General features: G+C 72.1%; 15 protein-coding genes. 11 read left to right on the forward strand and 4 right to left on the reverse strand.

Going from position 1 to position 18,051, the window contains the following annotated elements; translation table 11 throughout:
- Window positions 1–189 precede the first annotated feature (189 nt).
- The 7 genes from ACIBCM_RS05935 to aroC are packed head-to-tail and all read left to right on the forward strand — an operon-like array spanning window position 190 to window position 8,693.
- A complete protein-coding gene (locus ACIBCM_RS05935; RefSeq protein WP_399240649.1) occupies window positions 190–1,299 on the forward strand; it encodes a BMP family ABC transporter substrate-binding protein in 1,110 nt (369 codons plus the stop codon).
- A complete protein-coding gene (locus tag ACIBCM_RS05940; RefSeq protein WP_399240651.1) occupies window positions 1,274–3,418 on the forward strand; it encodes an ABC transporter ATP-binding protein in 2,145 nt (714 codons plus the stop codon). Before ACIBCM_RS05935 ends, ACIBCM_RS05940 begins: the two co-directional genes overlap by 26 nt.
- Complete coding sequence (locus ACIBCM_RS05945) at window positions 3,415–4,557, forward strand: ABC transporter permease (RefSeq protein WP_399240653.1); 1,143 nt, start codon at window positions 3,415–3,417, stop codon at window positions 4,555–4,557. Before ACIBCM_RS05940 ends, ACIBCM_RS05945 begins: the two co-directional genes overlap by 4 nt.
- 9 nt (window positions 4,558–4,566) lie before the next feature.
- Entirely contained in the window at window positions 4,567–5,478 is a 912-nt protein-coding gene (locus ACIBCM_RS05950) for an ABC transporter permease (protein ID WP_399240655.1), read from the forward strand.
- Window positions 5,475–6,599, forward strand: a complete 1,125-nt coding sequence (locus ACIBCM_RS05955) for a zinc-binding dehydrogenase (RefSeq protein ID WP_399240657.1) — start codon at window positions 5,475–5,477, stop codon at window positions 6,597–6,599. Before ACIBCM_RS05950 ends, ACIBCM_RS05955 begins: the two co-directional genes overlap by 4 nt.
- The gene (locus ACIBCM_RS05960; protein WP_399240659.1) at window positions 6,596–7,396 is read left to right on the forward strand and encodes a sulfite exporter TauE/SafE family protein; all 801 of its coding nucleotides are present in this window, start codon (window positions 6,596–6,598) and stop codon (window positions 7,394–7,396) included. The genes ACIBCM_RS05955 and ACIBCM_RS05960 overlap by 4 nt, the downstream gene beginning before the upstream one ends.
- 40 nt (window positions 7,397–7,436) lie before the next feature.
- On the forward strand, window positions 7,437–8,693 hold the full coding sequence (aroC, locus tag ACIBCM_RS05965) for a chorismate synthase (RefSeq protein ID WP_399240661.1): 1,257 nt from the start codon (window positions 7,437–7,439) through the stop codon (window positions 8,691–8,693).
- A 302-nt stretch (window positions 8,694–8,995) separates the two neighbouring features.
- Here aroC and ACIBCM_RS05970 read toward each other — a convergent pair whose 3' ends face one another.
- Window positions 8,996–10,201, reverse strand: a complete 1,206-nt coding sequence (locus ACIBCM_RS05970) for a M20 family metallopeptidase (protein WP_399240663.1) — start codon at window positions 10,199–10,201, stop codon at window positions 8,996–8,998.
- Between the two features lie 281 nt (window positions 10,202–10,482).
- Between ACIBCM_RS05970 and ACIBCM_RS05975 the strand changes: the two genes are divergently transcribed.
- The gene (locus ACIBCM_RS05975) at window positions 10,483–11,664 is read left to right on the forward strand and encodes a PucR family transcriptional regulator (RefSeq protein WP_399240665.1); all 1,182 of its coding nucleotides are present in this window, start codon (window positions 10,483–10,485) and stop codon (window positions 11,662–11,664) included.
- Between the two features lie 188 nt (window positions 11,665–11,852).
- Here ACIBCM_RS05975 and ACIBCM_RS05980 read toward each other — a convergent pair whose 3' ends face one another.
- Complete coding sequence (locus ACIBCM_RS05980; protein WP_399240667.1) at window positions 11,853–13,250, reverse strand: FAD-binding oxidoreductase; 1,398 nt, start codon at window positions 13,248–13,250, stop codon at window positions 11,853–11,855.
- A gap of 407 nt (window positions 13,251–13,657) precedes the next feature.
- On the reverse strand, window positions 13,658–14,305 hold the full coding sequence (locus tag ACIBCM_RS05985; RefSeq protein WP_399240669.1) for an HD domain-containing protein: 648 nt from the start codon (window positions 14,303–14,305) through the stop codon (window positions 13,658–13,660).
- 471 nt (window positions 14,306–14,776) lie between these two features.
- On the opposite strand from ACIBCM_RS05985, the gene ACIBCM_RS05990 reads away from it, so the two are divergent.
- From ACIBCM_RS05990 to ACIBCM_RS06000, 3 genes are all read left to right on the forward strand, one after another.
- A complete protein-coding gene (locus tag ACIBCM_RS05990; RefSeq protein WP_399240671.1) occupies window positions 14,777–15,424 on the forward strand; it encodes a DUF4956 domain-containing protein in 648 nt (215 codons plus the stop codon).
- Window positions 15,421–16,317 carry a polyphosphate polymerase domain-containing protein gene (locus tag ACIBCM_RS05995; protein ID WP_399240673.1) on the forward strand — a complete coding sequence of 299 codons (897 nt, stop codon included), beginning with the start codon at window positions 15,421–15,423 and terminating at the stop codon, window positions 16,315–16,317. Before ACIBCM_RS05990 ends, ACIBCM_RS05995 begins: the two co-directional genes overlap by 4 nt.
- A 320-nt stretch (window positions 16,318–16,637) precedes the next feature.
- Complete coding sequence (locus ACIBCM_RS06000) at window positions 16,638–17,090, forward strand: DUF6234 family protein (RefSeq protein WP_399240675.1); 453 nt, start codon at window positions 16,638–16,640, stop codon at window positions 17,088–17,090.
- A gap of 38 nt (window positions 17,091–17,128) precedes the next feature.
- Here the strand turns inward: ACIBCM_RS06000 and ACIBCM_RS06005 are convergent, their stop codons facing one another.
- The gene (locus tag ACIBCM_RS06005; RefSeq protein WP_399240677.1) at window positions 17,129–17,953 is read right to left on the reverse strand and encodes an SAM-dependent methyltransferase; all 825 of its coding nucleotides are present in this window, start codon (window positions 17,951–17,953) and stop codon (window positions 17,129–17,131) included.
- Between the last annotated feature and the right edge of the window lie 98 nt (window positions 17,954–18,051).

Raw genomic sequence — 18,051 nt, forward strand, 5'->3', positions numbered from 1 at the left:
GCGGCGCCCCCGCCCCCGATCGCACCCCATAGAGCGGCACCGGTGATTCCCGGGCCGCGGTCTCCAGGGATCGAGCCGAGCCCGTGGTCGCCGTGGCTCCCCCCACTCCTGCAACTCCCGCAGCACACCCCGTACCGCCCAGCGCCGTACGAGATGCCGAACCCGCGTTGAGTCGTCTGGAGACATGCCATGAACAAGATGCTGAGAACCGTCGCAGCCCTGGTGATAGCACCGGGACTGCTGCTGACCGCCTGCGGGGACCCCCAGACGGACAAGCCGAAGTCGCCGAAGGGAAGCGGCACCGGCAAGGCCGCCGCCACCGGGACCCGGGCCGGGGGCACCCTGCCCGGGAACGAGCCCGATGTGAACCGCGACGGCAAGGTCGTCATCGGTGTGATGAGCCCGGGCGACACCAAGGACAAGGGCTACTACCAGAGCTTCGTCGACGACACCCGGAAGTTCGCCGACGTCAACGGCTGGAAGCTCACCGTCGTCGACAAGATCAACCCCGCCGACGCAGTCCAGCAGGCACGCAATCTCTGCCTCCAGCGAGTCGACATGGTCGCGATCGGCGCCAGCGAGCTGAAGGACGCGCTCTCCGCCTCCACCGAGCCCCAGTGCAAGGGTGTCACCTGGTACATCAGCGGCGGCCAGGGGGTCAAGCAGACACCGGCCTTCACCCAGTCCGTCGACTTCATCAACGAGAGCCTGTACGCGGCCGGTTACGCCGCCGGGCTCATCCTGAAGGAGAACGGCGGCAAGAAGGCGGGCTACATCACCGGCCCCGACCTCGACTTCGCACGGGCCGTCGCCAAGGCGTACACGGCGGGTATCAAGTCCGTCGTCCCCGACGCCGAGGTGATCGAGAACTACACCGGCGACTTCAACGACTCCGGCAAGGCCAACGAGGCCGCCAACGCCCAGCTCTCCCAGGGCGTCAAGGTGATCTACCCCTATCTCGGCGGTGCCACCGACTCCGTCACCCGTATCGCCAATCAGAAGGGCGTCCCGGCGCTGACCCCCGGTACCGACCGCTGCGGGGCCGCGGGCGCCGGGGTGAAGTACGCGATCTCCGTCATCTTCAGCCCCGGCGCCTACTTCGCCGGAGCGCTCAAGGACTTCAAGGAGGGCACCCTGCGCATGGGAGTCGCCCGTGAGTGGCACCTCGGCAAGGACCCCGTGCCCACCGTCAAGCTCTGTGAGCCGAAGGGCGACCAGGAGGCGAAGCTCAACAAGCTCATCGAGGACATCGGCAGCGGAAGGCTGAACGTCGATGACGCCGTCGCAGGCAAGCAGTAGCCGCACCGCACCGGACCCGGTGCCCGCCCTCGCCCCCGGAGCCGGCGCGCCCGCGCTGCAGATGCTCGGCATCAGCAAGCGGTTCGGCCCGGTGTGCGCCTGCGGCGAGGTCGACCTCCAGGTGTCGGCGGGCGAGATCCACGGACTGCTCGGCGAGAACGGCGCCGGCAAGAGCACGCTGATGAAGATCCTCCTCGGCCTGGTCACCCCCGACGCGGGACGGATCCTGCTGCGCGGACGGGCCGAGGAGATCGCCGACCCGCTCATGGCCGCCGCCCGTGGGATCGCCATGGTGCACCAGCACTTCAGCCTGGTGGGCAGGCTCACCGTGTGGGAGAACATCGCCCTCGGCGACCGGGGGCGGGTCGACCGCGACCGTATCCGGTCGCTGGTACGGGAGGTGGGCGGGCGCTACGGCCTCGCGGTGGACCCCGACGCCCGGGTGGAGGACCTCTCCACCGGTGAGCGCCAGCGGGTGGAGATCGTCAAGTGCCTCCGCAGGGACCCCGATGTCCTCGTCCTCGACGAGCCGACCTCGGTGCTCACCCTGGAGGAGTCGCGGGACCTGTTCACCGTGCTGCGCCGGGTCGTCGCGGACCACGGCAAGGCCGTGATCCTCATCAGCCACAAGCTGGACGAGATCATCCACGCCACCGACCGCGTCACCATCATGCGGCAGGGCCGGGTCGTCGGCCGCCGGATCACCGCCGAGACCGACGAACGCTCCCTCGCCCGCGAGATGGTCGGCCGGGAACTGTCCAAGTGGACGGCCGCGACAGCGGTCGGCGCGCTGGACGCCCTCATCGAGCCCGGCCGCACCGAGCCCGAGGGCGGCTCACCGCTCGAAGTGATCGAGGAGCGGTACGAGCCGGGGGCCCCGGCGCCGGACGCTTCCGGCCCGCCCGCGGCCACCGCCCCCGGGGCCGCCGGCCTCCCCGGGGTGACCGGCTCCTCCACACCGCCCGTACGCCCCTCAGCTCCCGGAGCCCCGCCCGTACCCACCGCACCGGGCGGGGCGGCCGGACCGGCGCCGACCGTGCCAGTCGCCGCCGAACCCTCCGGGACCCCTGGCACCAGCGGCGCGGACGACGGCCCCGCCACCGCCGGACCGGACCTCGTCACGGCCGGAGGGACCACGCCCACGGGCGGGCAGCCCTCGACCACGGCCCGACAGCCCGGGGCCACGAACGGCACCACCACCACGGCCGCCGCCCGGACGGCCGTACCGGCGGACCGTGATGACGCACCGGCACCGGCGGCGCCACCCGGCGGAACGTCCGGCGGAGCCGGCACCTCCACGCCGGGCCGGGCGTACGCCGGGAACGGCGCCCCCGCTCCCGGCGCGGTATCCGTCGGAGGCTCCGCCGCCGCCACCCGGCCGCTCCTGAGGATCCGGGACGCGCACGCGATGAGCCCCGAGCGGATTCCGCTGCTCCGGGGACTGTCGCTGGAACTGCGCGAGGGCGAGATCCTCGGTATCGCGGGGGTCGAGGGCAATGGACAGGCCGCCGTGGGCGATCTGTTCTCCAGTCTGCTGCCGCTCACCTCCGGCACGGTCGAGGTCGACGGCGCGACCGTGGCCGCCGGACGCCCCGGAGCCATGGGCGCCGCCGGGATCGGGGTGATCCCCGAGGACCGGCACGCCTCCGGCTGCGTCCTGGACATGAGCGTCGCCGAGAACCTCGTCATGGCCGATATCGGGGCGGTCAGCAGACGCGGATTCCTCAGCCGCGGACGGCTCGCCGAGCGGGCCCGCGGTCTCATCGAGGAGTTCGAGATCGCCACGCCGTCCCCGGACACCCCCATGCGGCTGCTCTCCGGCGGCAACCAGCAGAAGGTCGTCCTGGCCAGGGAACTCTCGGGACGCCCCCGGGTCCTGGTCGCCGCCCAGCCCACCCGTGGACTCGACATCGGCGCGATCGAGTACATGACCGAGCGGCTGCACGCCGCCGCCGGCAGCGGGATCGCCGTGCTGCTGCTGTCCACCGAACTCAACGAGATCCTCACCCTGTCCCACCGGATCGCGGTGATCCACCGCGGAACGATCGTCGGCGGGATGGACCGCGCGGACGTCGACGTCGAACGCCTCGGCCTGATGATGGGAGGCCAGACCGCATGACCGGACTCCTTGAGGCTCCGCGGGCCTCCGGGGCCCCGGGGCCGCCGGACCCCGGCGGCCCACCGCCCCGCCCGCCGCTCGGCACGCGGCTGCGGACCCCCGCCCTCTACACCGCCGCGCTCTCCGTGGCCTTCGGTATCGCGGCGACGCTGATCGCCGTCGTCGGCAAGTCGCCCTGGGACGCGGCCGTCGCGATGTACGAGGGCAGTCTCGGCAGCGGCGCGTCCCTCGGCGAGAGCGTCGACCAGGCGGCCCCGCTGCTGCTGGTCGCCGTCGGCTCGGTCGTCGCCGCCAAGGCGGGCATCTTCAACATCGGCCAGGAGGGCCAGGTCCTCATCGGGGCGGCCGTCGGCGCGGGCGTCGGCCTGTTCGTCCCCGGACCCGGCTGGCTCGTGCTGCCGATGATCCTGCTGTGTGCCGCCGCCGGGGGCGCCCTGTGGGCCGGAATCGCCGCGGTCCTGTACTACTGGCGCGGGGTCGACGTCGTCATCAGCACCCTGCTGTTCGTCTTCGTCGCCGCCCAGGTGGTCTCCTTCGCCGTCAACCGCGACTACCTCCTGCGCGAGACCGCGCTCCCGGGCCAGACCACCACCTCCCAGTCGGACATGCTCCGCGAGTCCGTGTGGCTGCCGCGCTTCGGCGAGTTCCCCGGATTCAACGTCGGCGCGGGCATCCTCCTCGCCGTCGTGCTGGCGATCGCCGTGTATCTGGCCCTCGGCCACAGCCGCTGGGGCTTTCGGATCCGGCTCCTCGGCCTCAACTCCAAGGCCGCACACCGGGCCGGTGTCGGCGCGGTCGTCGTGGGCGGCGGCGCCCTCCTCACCTCCGGTGCGTTCGCCGGGCTCGCGGGCGGCGCGATGCTCACCGGCAGCGGCTACCGCGTCCAGGACGGCTTCGCGGGCAATGTGGGCTTCGACGGACTACTCGTCGCCCTGGTGGCCAAGGACCACCCGCTGCGCGCGATCCCCGTCGCCCTGTTCTTCGGCGCGCTGCGCGCGGGCGGCGGCTTCCTCGCCGCCACCGGCGTCCCCCGCTACATCGTCGCCGTCGTGACGGCCCTGCTCGTCCTCGCCGTCGTCTTCCCCACGGCCTTCGCCGCCCTCCGGCGGCGCAGGGCCGTCCGTACCGCGGAAGCCTGAGGAGGCACCATGATCGACGAGGCGTCCGTGATCCTCGCCAGCGCCGTGCGGCTCACCGTGCCCCTGGCCTTCGCCGCCTGCGGCGAGTACATCGCCGAGCGGGCGGGCACCATCAACATCTCCGTCGAGGCGATGATGCTCGGCGGCGCGTTCAACGCCGTACTGGGCGCGACCCTCACCGGCTCCGCCTCCTTCGGGCTGATCTCCGGCATGGCCGCGGGGCTCGTCATCGGCTTCGTCCACGCCGAGTTCAGCCATCGCCTCGGCGTCAACACCTATGTCGTCGGACTGGTGCTCAACGCGCTCGTTCTCGGCCTCACCAGCTTTCTGCTCGACTCCGTCACCCTCGACAAGGACCGGCAGGCCGGCGCGGTCGACATCCCCTTCCTCTCCGACATCCCACTGCTCGGGCCCGTGCTGTTCTCCCACCGCTGGCCCGTCTATCTGCTCGTCGCCCTGATCCCGTTCGTGTGGTGGCTCGTCCAGCGCAGCCGGTTCGGACTGGATCTGCGGTCCGCCGGCGAGAACCCGCAGTCCGCCGATGTCACCGGCATCGACGTCCGCAGGCGCCGCCGGCAGGCGCTGCTGATCTGCGGTGTGCTCGCCGGACTCGGGGGCGCCTACCTCGCGGTCGGCGAAGTCGGCATGTTCAACCAGAACATGACGGCGGGCCGCGGCTTCGTCGTCATCGCCGCCGTCATCTTCGGCGGCTGGACCCTGCGCGGCACCATGATCGGCTGCTTCGTCTTCGGCGCCGCCGACGCCATGCGCCTCGCCCTGCCGGCCCTCGGCCTCCAGCTCAACGCCCAACTGCTCATCGCGGCGCCCTATCTGCTCGCCCTGATCGCGATGATGTTCTTCGCCAAGAGCCACCGGGCACCCGGCGCGCTCGGCGTCCCATTCGTCCGGGGGGTCACATGAAAGCCGTCCTGCACACCCGTCACGGCGGACCGGAGACCCTGGAGGAGGCCGAACTGCCCGATCCCGTGCCCGGTCCCGGCGAGGTCCTGATCGCCGTACGCGCCGCGGGGGTCAACCGGCTCGATCTGCTCCAGCGGCGCGGTCCCGCCGTCCTCCCCGGCTTCCGGCTGCCGCATGTCCCCGGCACGGACATCGCCGGTGACATCGTCGCGCTCGGTCCGGGCACGCGGAGCCGTAACGCCGGCGACCGGGTCGTGGTCAACCCCACCGTGGCCTGCGGCGGCTGCCCCGACTGCGCCGCCGGCCACGACGCCTACTGCGAGAGCGCCGCCGTGGTCGGCGGCAACCGCCCCGGAGGGTACGCCGAACTGGTCACCGTCCCCGCCACCCACACCCACCTCCTCCCGCCCGGCACCGGCCATGTCGCCGCCGCCTCGCTGCCCACCGCGTACGGCATGGCCTGGCAGGCCCTCGTCGTCCGCGGTGAACTGCGCGCCGGGGAGAGTGTGCTGGTCCACGGCGGAGGCAGCGGAGTGAGCATGGCCGCCGTCCATATCGCCCGCCGTATCGGCGCCCGCGTCCTCGTCACCTCCGGCTCGCCGGGGAAGCTGGCGCACATGGCGAGGCTCGGCGCGGACGCGGTCATCAACAACCGTACGGAGGACATCGCCGCCCGGGTCCGGGAAGCCACCGGGGGAGCGGGAGCGGACCTGGTGCTCGACCATATCGGGCCCGCCCTGTTCCAGCCGTCGCTGCACGCGCTGCGGCTGCGGGGAAGGCTGGTCTTCTGCGGCGACACCACCGGCTCAACCGCCGCGTTCGACCTGCCGCACGCCTTCCACCGGGGCATCACCCTCCTGGGAGCGGGGTCCTGCGGATACGCCGACTTCGGTGCCATGATCGACTTCTGCCTCGGCGACGGAGGAGGCATCGAGGGCGACCTCGAACCCGTCGTGGACACCCTCCTGCCCCTCTCCGAAGCCGCCGCGGCCCATCGCCGGCTGGAGAGCGGACGGACCATGGGCAAGATCGTCCTGATACCCGGGACGCCCTCGCCGCCCCCGCCCTCACCGGCCCGCACGGAATCCGGTTCGCCCGTGACGGTGCCGGCCGTCCCGTGACCGCGTCCGACATCGCCCTCGTGCTGGCCGCCGGACTGGCGGCCGGCACGCTCAACACCGTCGTCGGCTCCGGCTCGCTGCTCACCTTCCCCGTCCTGGTCGCCCTCGGCCACCCGCCCGTCGTCGCCAATGTCTCCAACACCATCGGACTCACCCCCGGCTCGCTCAGCGGCGCCTACGGCTGCCGGCGCGAACTCGCCGCGCACAAGGCCAGGCTGCTCCCGCTCTCCCTCGCGGACGTCCTCGGCGGTCTGACGGGCGGGCTGCTGCTGCTCGGCCTCCCGGCCCGGTCCTTCAGCGCCGTCGTGCCCGTCCTGGTGCTGCTGGCGGCGCTGCTGATGGCACTTCAGCCACGGCTGACCCGGCTGGTGGCCGAGCGGCGCGAGCGGGCGGTCCCGTACGGCGACGGGCGGGGCGTCCGTACCGCAACCGGGCCCCCGCGCACCACGGGCCGCGCGCTGCCCGCCGCCGTCTTCGCGGTGAGTGTGTACGGGGGCTATTTCGGCGCCGCGCAGGGCGTGCTGCTCCTCGCCCAGCTCGCGATCGCCCTCGACGACGATCTGCGGCTGCTCAACGGCCTGAAGAACCTGCTCCAGGCGCTGGTCAACCTGGTCGCGGCGGTGCTGTTCACCCTCACCGCCGACGTCGCCTGGCTGCCGGTGCTCCTGGTGGCCCTCGGCTCCGTACCCGGCGGGCTGCTCGGCGCCGCGCTGGGCCGGGCGGTGCCCCCGGCGGTCCTGCGGGCGGTGGTCGTCGTGGTGGGCACGGTGGCGGGGGTGGCGCTGCTGCTGACCTGAACCGCGGGCCGCGGCCCGCTCGCGCGACCACGGACGGACAATGACGAAAGGCACGAACATGCTGCGATGGCTGACCGCGGGGGAGTCCCATGGACCCGCCCTGACCGCGGTGCTGGAGGGTATGCCCGCCGGTGTGGAGATCTCGACCGGCGACCTCGCCGAGGCGCTGGCCCGGCGGCGGCTCGGCAAGGGGCGCGGGGCCCGGATGAAGCTCGAACGAGACCAGGTGGAGATCAACGGAGGCGTCCGGCACGGGCGCACCATGGGCGGGCCCGTCGCCGTCCGTATCGCCAACACCGAGTGGTCCAAGTGGTCCGAGGTGATGGCCCCCGACCCGGCGGACGGCGAGGGGCGGAGGTTCGACGAGCCCGGCCGTTTCCCCGACCGGGGCCGGGCCGCGTCCCTGACCCGGCCCCGGCCCGGCCACGCGGACCTCGCGGGTATGCAGAAGTACGACTTCGAGGACATCCGGCCCGTCCTGGAACGGGCCAGCGCCCGGGAGACCGCCGCCCGGGTCGCGCTCGGCGAGGTGGCACGGGCGTTTCTGCACCAGGTCCTCGGCGCGGAGGTGATCAGCCATGTCGTACGGATCGGGGCGGTCGCCCTCCCCGACGGCCTGGTGCCGGTACGCGGCTCCCGCGACGCGGTGGACGCGGATCCCGTACGGTGCCTGGATCCGGCGACCTCCGCCGCGATGGACGCGGAGATCGACGCCGCGCACAAGGACGCGGACACCCTCGGCGGCGTGGTCGAGGTCGTCGTCCACGGCCTGCCGCCGGGCCTCGGCAGCCATGTCCACTGGGACCGCCGCCTGGACTCCCGGCTGGCCGGTGCGCTGATGGGTATTCAGGCCATCAAGGGCGTCGAGGTCGGCGACGGCTTCACCACGGCCTCCCGCCGGGGCTCCCTCGCCCACGACGAGATCGAGGGTGTCACCGGAGCGGCCCCGGGACGGCTCGCCGTCCGCCGTATCACCGAACGCACCGGCGGTATCGAGGGCGGAATGTCCACGGGGGAGGCCCTGCGGGTCCGGGCGGCGATGAAGCCCATCTCCACGCTCTCCCGTCCCCTGTCCACGGTGGACATCCGCTCCGGCGACCCCGCGAAGGCCATCGCCCAGCGCAGTGACGTCTGCGCCGTCCCCGCCACGGGAGTCGTCGCCGAGGCGATGGTCGCCCTGGTCCTCGCGGACGCGGTACTGGAGAAGTTCGGAGGCGACAGCGTCTCCGAGACCCGACGCAACGCCGAGGCGTACCTGAAGGCGGCCAGGGTGGTCACAGCAGACACCCCGTCATGACGGCGCACCTGGGTCCGGCGGGTCTGGCGGACACTCTTGTCGGGCGAGGGCGGGGGTGTGGTGTTTCAGCCTCTCCGGTGTTTGAGGAGCGGGGTCCGGGGCCGGCCCCGGCGGGTGCCCGGGCCCGGCCGGGACCTGAGCCGGCGGGCCCGGAAGCCCGACAGAAACCCGGACCCGACAAGGCCCGGCGCAACCGCGGCCCCGCCCGGCGGGCACCGCCGCGCTCACGGCGGACGGGACCCGCACGGCCCCGGCGACCAGTGCCGGGCCTCACGGAGTACCCCGCAAGCCCCCGCCCGGCTTCACCGGGTACCCAACAGCCGCCCCCGCTCCACCACGTCCCGCGCCACATCCACCCCCGTCCACGCCATCGCGAGCCCGCCCTCCAGCAGCGCCCGGTCCGCCTCCGGCCGGGCCGCGCAGGCCGCGAACTCCGCCTGATGGAGACCCACCGTGCCGGAGCCGATGGAGACGAGCGGCTGGATCGAGGGAAGCGCCAGGGAGACGTTCGCCATGTCCGTGGAGCCCGCCTGGCGGTCGTCCGCGGGCTCCCCGGGCGGGAACCGCCGCCCGATGGCGAGCGCGTTGCGCTCATACGCGGCGAGGAGGCCGGGGTCATGACGGAAGTGCGAGTACGCGGGGGAGTCGGAGCCGATCGTCAGCCGGGTCCGCGTCGCCACCGCGCCCGCCTCGAAGCACTCCCGGACGCGGGCCTCCAGCTCCGTGAGGTCCGCCAGCGTGGCGGACCGTACGTAGTACACCGCCTCCGTCAGCTCGGGGATCACATTGGGCACCTGGCCGCCGAGCGTGGTGATCCCGTGGATCCGCTGGTCGGGGGTCATGTGCTGGCGCAGCAGACCGAGCGCCACCTGGGCGACGGTGAGCGCGTCGGCCGCGTTGAGGCCGTCCTCGGGGCAGGCGGAGGCATGCGCGGCCCGGCCCTCGTAACGGACCCGGAGCTGCGCACGGGCCAGGCACACCGGATCGAGGCGCTCGCGCGGCGCGGGGTGCACCATCATCGCGGCGTGGACGCCGGTGAAGGCGCCGCGCTCCAGCATCAGGACCTTTCCGCCGCCGTTCTCCTCGGCGGGCGTGCCGAGGACCTTGACGGTGATGCCCAGTTCATCGGCGACCGCTCCCAGGGCCAGCCCGGCGGCGACGGCGGCCGACGCGATCACATTGTGCCCGCAGGCGTGCCCGATGCCGGGCAGGGCGTCGTACTCCGCGCAGATGCCGAGGACCAGCGGCCCGCTCCCGCGCTCGGCGACGAACGCGGTGGGGAGTTCACAGACGCCCGGGGTCACGGCGAAGCCGTTCGCGGTGAGGAGTTCGCCGATCCAGTCGCGGGCGCGCTCCTCCTCGAACCCCGGTTCGGGATGGGCGTGCAGACGGTGGCTGAGCGCGACCAGTTCGGGCGCGGCCCGGTCGACGACCGCCTGAGCAGCGGCTTTGGCCTCCGAAGCGCCCGTGACCGTGTGGTCGCTAAATATCTCGCCATAAGAAGACATTTCGGCATCGTGCCATGGGTACCCCGCCGTTCGCGATACCCGTGCCCGTCCGCATGCGGGAATGCGGTGACCCGTCGGGACGGCGAGGGCCGCACCTTCCGTCATTCAGGAGGTAGAGGGCGTAGCGAAAGTCGATCGTCACGGGATACGTTCCCGATACCAACACCTCCGAGTCGGGGATTTCGGTATATCGGGGATATCGGCGATCACGGCACCACCTGTGGAATCGGCCAGCGCGGCGACCGGCTGGACCATTCGCCGACCGAGTAGTGCGGAGCACCATGAGCCAGACCGTCGGGAGAGAAGTCCGTCAGAGCCTCACTACCCGGGAGGCCGAAGCGCTGGAGCGAAGGCTCAACACTCTCGCCCTGTCGGGCGACGGCTGGCCGGCCATTCTCCGTGCCGTCGCCCATCACACCGGGCGGCCGGTCCGCCTGGTCGGGGTGCACGGGGGAGTGCTCGCCGCCACCGACGACGGCACGGCGTCCATGACACCCGTGAGCGTCGCCCAGGTCTTCGCCGGGGACGGCCCGGCCACCGTGACCTGCGAGCCGGGCTGGCACGCCACCGCCCGCGCGGTGCGCGCGGGCGAACGCCGGGTGGGTCTGCTGCTGCTTGGCGGGTCCGCACGCACCGCCGCCCCCGAGGACGAGGCCGTCCTGAGCGCGGCCTCGACGGCGGTCGCGATCGAGGCGATCCGCCGTGACGCCGTCGCCGCGGCCACCACCGAGACCGCGGGACGGCTGATCGACGAGCTGCGTTACGGCGCCTTGCGCAACCACCTGGAGGTCCTGCGTACGGCCGCCCGGTTCGGTCTGCGCCTGGACCGGCCGCACGCGGCGGTCGTCTTCGCCTACGCGGGCCCCAACCAGCGCACCTGGTCCACCGCCCTGTCCTGGCTGGAGATGCCGGTCCGGCAGGACGGCCCGTTCGGTCTCGCCGTCCTGGAGGGGGACATCGACCGGGAGATCACCCGGATACGCGTCCGGCTCCAGGGCATGGTCGGCGAGGGCCCGGTGCTCGCCGCGGCGGGGCCCGTGGTCTCCGACGTACGGGAGACGGCGCGCTCCTTCCGCGACGCCGAGACGGTTCTCGGTCTGCTCCGCAGGCGCCCCGGCGAGGTGGAGCTGAAGTTCGCGTCACTTGGCCTGGCCCAACTCCTCTTCGGCGTCTCCCCGGAGCGCCTTCAGGCATTCGTCGAGCAGCATCTCGGCCCGATACTGGAGCGGGAGGAGTGGGTGAACACACTCAGCGCGTGGCTCGCGACCAAGGGCAGCCGCGCCGCCGTCGCGGAACTCCTCCATCTGCACCGCAACTCCGTCGGCTACCGGGTCGGCCAGATCCGCGAACTCCTGGACGCCAACCCGCTCGACCCGGAGGTCACCCTGCGCCTCCAGGCCGCCCTGACTGCCCGTGAACTCCTCTCCGTCATGCGGGAGGACGGGACCCGCCGCCCCGCCTGAGCCCACGCCCCGCCGGCCCGCGCGAGCCCCGGTCCGGCCGCCGTCGGGAACAAACCCACAGCCGGTCACCGCACGACCCGCCGCGGCCCCCTGGAGCTCCCCCGCCACCGGAGGAACGACCACGGCCGCCCAGTCCGGGAGGCGGCCCTGGACACGGCCCCGGCCCCCTGGGCCCGCATCGGCGGCGCTCACACCGCGACCGGGAGTTCCGGCCGGATGTTGTGGTTGCGCCGGAACACATTGTCGGGGTCGTACCGTGCCTTCACGGCGGCCAGCCTCCGGTAGTTCCGCTCGCCGAAGGAGGCGACGACCCGTTCCTCGCCCTCGAACCCGATGAAGTTCAGATAGACCGAGTCGATCGCCCACGGCCGCATCGCGGCCCGTACGCCACGGACCCAGCCCCGTGCGCGTCCGTCGCCCGCCGGGTTCTCCCAGACCCCGAAGGGATGCACGGCCCACGGAGAGGTGCGCCAGGGCAGCGGGTAGTCCTTGGCGCCGCCCGCCACCGCGCCGCCCATCGGGAACATGATGTGCTGTGAGGCCGTCGGCACCGGCATGGTGTCCGCCAGTGAGCGGAAGACCTCCACGGCGTCGTCCGGGAAGCCCGTCAGATACTCGGCGGACCAGTAATTGCGCAGGCCGGAGGGGTCGTCGAGCATGCACTGGAGGTCCGCGTACGGCACCTCGGTGATGACCTCGGCCTCGTGCGGGAGCGCGATCAGCGATCCGGCGGTCTCGCGGGCCTCGGCCTCCGTACCGGTGTACGTGACCAGCGTCGCGCAGACCAGCCTGCCGACCAGATGCTCGGGCACGAACGGTTCGGGCGGCGCCGTCAGATAGATGAGCGCGCCGCCGGTCTCGTCGGGTGCGGCCTCCATGAGGTCGCGGTACGCGCGCAGGGCATCCCCCGCCTTCTCGGGCAGGAACAGCAGCAGCACCATCGAGAACACGGGAAGCCGGTGCAGCCGCAGCGTGAGGGAGGTGGCGACCCCGAAGTTGCCGCCCCCGCCGTGCAGCGCCCAGAACAGCTCCGGGTCGTCGTCGGCGTCCGTGTGCACAGTGGTGCCGTCCGCGGTCACCAGCTCGGCCGACACCAGATTGTCGCAGGCGAGCCCGAACTTGCGCTCCAGCCAGCCCGATCCCCCGCCGAGCGTGAAGCCGCCGACACCGGTGGTGGAGGCCCGGCCGCCCGTGGTCGCCAGACCGTGCGGCTGGGTCGCACGGTCCAGATGGCTCATGGTCGCACCGCCGCCGACACGGGCCGTACGCTCCTCGGGGTCGACGACCACACCGTGCATCCGGCGCAGATCGACGACCAGGCCGTCGTCGTTGACGGCCATGCCCGCGACGCTGTGCCCGCCGCCGCGTACCGCGATCTCCAGCTCGTGTTCACGGCCGAAGCGGACGGCACGTGCGACATCGGCTCCCGTCCCGCACTGGGCGATGAGCGCCGGACGCCGATCGATCATTCCGTTGTAGATGGTGCGGGCCTCGTCGTACCCCGCGTCCACGGGGGCGAAGACCTCGCCGGTCAGTTCCTGCCGGAGGCCGGCCAGTGCCGCCTCCGCGATGTGCCGGGGCGCCATGGTGGCCCCCTTCCCAGGCTGCGAGGGGACCTTCTCATCGTAAGCCCGATCGGCGCGGCACGAGCGGTCGGACACACGCCCGGCGTCCGCCCCGAGCACCCGTCCCGCTCCTGCCCGGAGCGGGTGTGCGCTTCCCCGCACCGCCCGTTTCCGGCGCAATCGCCGGCCCCGTGAGGGACACCGTGACGCTCTCGCGAGGGGTCACGGTGACGGGAGGACGGGGGTGGACCCGGGCGCCCCTGGCCGGATCCCGGGGTACGGGGAAGGCAATCGGGCGGCACGGAACGGCACCTGGGCGGGGGAGCGGCCGGGCGGCGGCTCATGAGACCGGCCGCCGCTCGTCCGGCCGTTCCCCCCGCTCGCCGCTCCGGCCGGCCCGCCGAGGGCGGCGGAGTGGCCGGGCTCGGTCATTCGGGCCAGTCGGACTCCAGGATGACGTCGACGAAGTTCTCCCGCTCGTACCCGGGCACATACCGTTCCAGCACATCGGCCTTGACGTTGCCGAACGTCGTCGCCGGGCGGTGGGCGACGCCCCGGGTGAACTCCTGGAGGATGCGCCGCTTGAAGTCGGGCCTCGGATGCAGGGCGACGACTTCGGTGAGCGACGCCGGCTCGATCTCGCCGAGACCGATCCCGAGGACGTCGACCTCCACCCCGGCGGTGACGAGGGCGACTTCGGGAGCCATGTGCCAGGGGATCTCCGGGGTGGTGTGCAAGGCGATCCCCTGCCAGACCAGCCCCGCCGCGGCCTCCGGGACGCCGTGCCCCCGCAGGAAGCCGCGGGCCTCGTCCGCGCCGTCGATCTCGAAACGCTGCTCGCTCTCGCTGAAGCGGTCGGTGAGACCGAGGTCATGGAAGAGGGCGCCGACGTATAGGAGTTCGGGGTCCGCGCGCAGCCCGCGGGACCGCCCGCGCAGGGTGCCCCAGAAGAACACCCGCCGGGAGTGGTGGAAGACGGTGGGGGAGGCCGCCTCCCGCACGAGTTCGGTGGCCTCGCGGACCAGTCGGCTGTCGGGGACGGTGACTCCCGCGACGGTCGCCGGGGTGGTGTCCATGCATCTCTCCTCTTCGGTGCCAGGTGCCAGGTGCCCGATGCCGTACGAGCCGGGTGGCGGATGCCGTACGGGCCGGGTGCCCCCGCTCCGCACGGGCCGGGTGCCAACCGGGCAGGGTGTGCCCGCCCGTTCTCCGTGTCCCGCACACCATGACCCCTCGCGCGCCCGTTCGGCGGGCGGCGCGGACGTCCCCCGACGGCGAGTCGTCCGGTATGCGCTGAATGGAAAAGCCATTCCGTGCCGTCGCCGCCCTGCCCGGGAACGGACGGCGGATTAATTCAGGCCACCCCGTTGAAAAACCCGTCGGCCCTCGGCTGCGAAGATGAAGGGCGTCTCATTTTCACATGAACGCCGTCTCATTACCTCTTTTGCGTAAACAGAAATTTCCTTGCCCATTTCTTTGCTCTCTGTTCGTTTAGGATTTCCAGAAATCTGAATCCAGCTTCATGATTCTGTGTAGGAGGTGCATCCATGGAGTCTTTGAGACAACTCGCCCTTCACCTCGCTCTCGACCTGACCGCCGTGGCTATCTTGACGTTCGCCGTGTACTACCCGCGGCATCGTCGCAGGGATCTGCTTCCGGCTTATCTCGCCCTCAACGCCGCGCTCTTCACGGTAGTGGCGGCGCTGGCGGAGGTCGGCAATGGCGGCGGTACGGCGCTCGGTTTCGGCCTTTTCGGCGTGTTGTCGATTATCAGGCTCCGTTCGGATTCCATCCAGCATGAGGAGGTTGCCTATTACTTCACCACATTGGTCATCGGTCTCATCTGCGGGCTGCCGCAGCTGGAACTGGGCCAGGCGGGCGCACTCACCGGTCTGCTGCTCGCCGTCGTCTACGCGTCCGATCACCCCAAGCTGTTCGCCCGGTCCCGCCGGGCGATCGTGACGCTCGACGCCGTCTACGGCAACCCGGACGATCTGCGTGCCGACCTGGACCTGCGTCTGGGAGAGCCCCTCAACTGGACTGTCATGGAGGTCGACTTCGTCCGCGATCTGACCGTGGTCGACGTCCGATACCGGGTCGCGAAGGAGCCCGGCAAGGACATCGCACCCAAGAAGGCCGCCAAGGCGGGCACCGGGGCCGACCGCACCGCCGAGCCCTCGCTGGAGGCCGTGTGACCACCCTCGTCGCGCCCGGGGCGGCCCGCGCCGCCCAGGTCGCCTCGGAACAGGGTCGGATCACATGGCCGTTCACGGCCCGGAACGCCGAACAGCTCGTCCTGCCCGAACTGGACGCCACGGCCGAGTCCGTGCTCGCGGCGAGGTCCATCTCCCTCGCCGAAGTACAGGAACGAGCCGAGCTCATGGCCCGCTTCGACCAGGCGTATCTCGTTCCCGCTCCGATATTCACGGCGCTCGTCGCGCATATGACCAACCCCAGGCGCCCCAAGGGGCCGTTCCGGGTGCTGGCCATCGAGGGGCGCCGCTGGTTCCGCTACCACTCCGTCTACTACGACACACCGGAGCTGCGTTGCTTCCATGAACACCGTCAAGGCCGCCGCATGAGATTCAAGATCCGTGAGCGGGTCTACCAGGACTCAGGGCTGCGGCAGTTCGAGATCAAACTGAAGAGCGGTCGCGGTGAGACGGTCAAGCACCGCCGTCAGCTGACCGGCGGGGACACTCCGCTCGACGCCCCCTACCAGGGCTTCCTCGCGGATCATCTGCGTGAGGCGTACGGCCTTGAGCCGCCCGCCTCGCTCAAACCGTCGATCATCACCGACTACCGACGGGCCACCCTGGTCTCCGACGGAGAACGGATCACCTGCGACATGGGCCTGCGCTGCCATGACGTCAGGGCCGATGCCGCTGTCCGCTGCGATCCGGGGCTGGTCCTGGTCGAGACGAAGACCACGGGCCACCTCACCGAGGCGGACCTCTTCCTGCACGCCCACGGTGTCAGGCCCGCGGTGTTCACGAAATACTGTGCGGCGATCGCGGCCCTCCATCCGAGGATGCCAGCCAACCGCTGGCGCCGGGCCGCCCGGCTGGCCTTCACCCGCGGCGGATAGCCGCGGCCGGCCACCGGCACAGTGGGATCCATCCGGATGATCGCATCGCATCCGATTCGGCGAGGTCAAGAGCGACGAAGGCGGGCACCAGGCCGCGCCGGACCGCCCGGGACCTCGCCGAAGCCATCGGCGGACCACCTCGGCGCCCCGCGCGACGGCCCCGCCTCCCGCGCCCGACGGGCACACCTCGATGGGCACACCCCCACCGCGGGCGCACCCCGCACCGCCCTGGTCCCGTCCGCCGGGACAGGGCACAGTTGTTCCGCGCGACGGGGGCGGAAGCCTCCCCACCGCTCTCAGGGAAGGCCGCCACCGCCGTCATGTCCCCGCACCCCGGTACCCCCGCGCCCCGCCGCCCGCAGGACGGATCTCCGCCCGGGCGCACCGCGGGCAGGGCCGGTGAGGCGTGCCTGGCCGTTCTGGTACCCCTCGTGGAGATCGTGCTCGGCTTCGGGCTCCTGGTGGCGCTCGGACTGCGCGCCTGGGGCACCGTCGGCGACCACAAGTACGAGATGGGCGGCGAGCCGCCCCCGGAGCCCGTGATGGACTGGGTGCCGGTGCTGTGGGTGGGCGGATTCACCCTGGCCGTCATCGCCGTCGCGGTGGCGTTCCTGCGGGCGGGGCTCCGGATCGCGGGTACGGTCCAAGTGGTCGTCGCGGTCCTCGCCCTGGCCTTTGTGGCGCTCGTCTGGCGGACCGAGTACAAGGCGGCACACCCGGATCCGCTGCCGCCCTGCCCGACGGCCGCCGGAGTGCCCTGCCGGGAGGTGTGACCCGCGCGGCCCCTGCCCGCCCGGGGCTCAGCTGCCGCTCAGGGCTTGCGCCCGACACCTCCGTGCGCGATGACCTCACCGTCGACGGCCGCCCCGGGAGCGGGCCGCCACCGGGCCGGCGGCACCACCCCCGGATCCAGCAGTTCCAGTCCCTCGAAGAACCCGCTGATCCGATCGTGACCGCGCAGATGGTAGGGCGCCGCCCCGCTGTCGTTGTAGAGGCGGGTGGCCTCGGCGTTGCCCCGGTGCGTGTCGACACTGTCGTTCAGCACGAGGTAACTGCCCGAGGGCAGGGCCGCCATCAGCCGGTTCACGATCGACAGCGCCCTGTCGTAGGGCGCGATATGACCCACCACCTGCATCAGGATGAGGGCGACCGGCTCATCCGGATCGAGGATGCTCCACACCTTCCGCACCAGGGGCCCGGGGTCGTTGAGGTCGGCGCCGACGCAGTCGGTGACCCCTTCCGGGGTACTGACCAGCAGGGTACGGGCCTGCGCCAGCACCAGCGGGTCGTTGTCGGCACAGACGACACGGGCCTCGGGGGCCACCCGCTGGGCGATCTGATGGGTGTTGTCCGCCGTGGGCAGTCCGGAGCCCACGTCCAGGAACTGCCGGATCCCCGCCTCCCCGGCCAGATGGGTCACGGCACGGGACAGGAACCCCCGGGAGTCACGGGCGAGATCGACGATCCCGGGGAACAACACGCGGAAGCTCTCACCGACCTCCCGGTCGACGGGGTAGTTGTCCGTGCCGCCCAGCCAGTAGTTCCACACCCGGGCCGAACACGGCGACCCGGTGTCGAACTCCGCCCGTTCCGGGCCCTGTTCCGGAGTTCCGGCCGTCGGTTTTCCGGCTGTCATGGAGCAACCCCCCGGTGTCGCACATCGCCGTCACGGTCGGACGCCGACTCGGTGCCGGTCCACCGTACGGCACCCCTGATCCGCAGAACAGATACGCG

Origin of the sequence: Streptomyces sp. NPDC051018, assembly GCF_044456085.1 — a bacterium.
GTDB lineage: Bacteria > Actinomycetota > Actinomycetes > Streptomycetales > Streptomycetaceae > Streptomyces.

What these genes read in the sequence shown, in the direction of transcription:
- ACIBCM_RS05955 (WP_399240657.1), top strand. Translation starts at nt 5,475, where the DNA reads ATGAAAGCCGTCCTGCACACCCGTCACGGCGGACCGGAGACCCTGGAG.
- ACIBCM_RS05985 (WP_399240669.1), bottom strand. Translation starts at nt 14,305, where the DNA reads ATGGACACCACCCCGGCGACCGTCGCGGGAGTCACCGTCCCCGACAGC.
- ACIBCM_RS05945 (WP_399240653.1), top strand. Translation starts at nt 3,415, where the DNA reads ATGACCGGACTCCTTGAGGCTCCGCGGGCCTCCGGGGCCCCGGGGCCG.
- aroC (WP_399240661.1), top strand. Translation starts at nt 7,437, where the DNA reads ATGACGAAAGGCACGAACATGCTGCGATGGCTGACCGCGGGGGAGTCC.
- ACIBCM_RS05950 (WP_399240655.1), top strand. Translation starts at nt 4,567, where the DNA reads ATGATCGACGAGGCGTCCGTGATCCTCGCCAGCGCCGTGCGGCTCACC.
- ACIBCM_RS06000 (WP_399240675.1), top strand. Translation starts at nt 16,638, where the DNA reads ATGTCCCCGCACCCCGGTACCCCCGCGCCCCGCCGCCCGCAGGACGGA.
- ACIBCM_RS06005 (WP_399240677.1), bottom strand. Translation starts at nt 17,953, where the DNA reads ATGACAGCCGGAAAACCGACGGCCGGAACTCCGGAACAGGGCCCGGAA.
- ACIBCM_RS05975 (WP_399240665.1), top strand. Translation starts at nt 10,483, where the DNA reads ATGAGCCAGACCGTCGGGAGAGAAGTCCGTCAGAGCCTCACTACCCGG.
- ACIBCM_RS05940 (WP_399240651.1), top strand. Translation starts at nt 1,274, where the DNA reads ATGACGCCGTCGCAGGCAAGCAGTAGCCGCACCGCACCGGACCCGGTG.
- ACIBCM_RS05970 (WP_399240663.1), bottom strand. Translation starts at nt 10,201, where the DNA reads ATGTCTTCTTATGGCGAGATATTTAGCGACCACACGGTCACGGGCGCT.
- ACIBCM_RS05990 (WP_399240671.1), top strand. Translation starts at nt 14,777, where the DNA reads ATGGAGTCTTTGAGACAACTCGCCCTTCACCTCGCTCTCGACCTGACC.
- ACIBCM_RS05935 (WP_399240649.1), top strand. Translation starts at nt 190, where the DNA reads ATGAACAAGATGCTGAGAACCGTCGCAGCCCTGGTGATAGCACCGGGA.
- ACIBCM_RS05980 (WP_399240667.1), bottom strand. Translation starts at nt 13,250, where the DNA reads ATGGCGCCCCGGCACATCGCGGAGGCGGCACTGGCCGGCCTCCGGCAG.